We start from the raw sequence: 226 nt of genomic DNA, 5'->3' as shown, positions 1-226 counted from the left end.
ACTGGAGTTTTAATTTTGGAGGCATATGGCAGCAAATGATATTTATATCGACCATGTATCAAACAGTGACGGCAGTACCGAAGCTGTTGATCTCAAGGTGCATAAAGTGACTTCAGCATTTAAAATAACCCATGACCTTGCGAAAGACTTGATTGAGAAAGTAGTTCATACTACTAATCTCAAAAGTGCCTTTAGAGCTGTAAAACGCAATAAAGGTGCGCCTGGT

Annotated in this window: 1 protein-coding gene; it reads left to right on the top strand. The window is 39.4% G+C overall.

Annotated features, from left to right (window positions below; genetic code table 11):
• Nucleotides 1–25 precede the first annotated feature (25 nt).
• Nucleotides 26–226, top strand: a 201-nt coding sequence (locus L8D11_RS06240; protein ID WP_236870683.1) for a hypothetical protein, incomplete at its 3' end; no start/stop codon positions are given.

Origin of the sequence: Candidatus Bandiella numerosa (assembly GCF_021811875.1) — a bacterium.
GTDB lineage: Bacteria > Pseudomonadota > Alphaproteobacteria > Rickettsiales > Midichloriaceae > Aquirickettsia > Aquirickettsia numerosa_A.
This window is presented reverse-complemented; position numbering and strand designations above follow the sequence as displayed.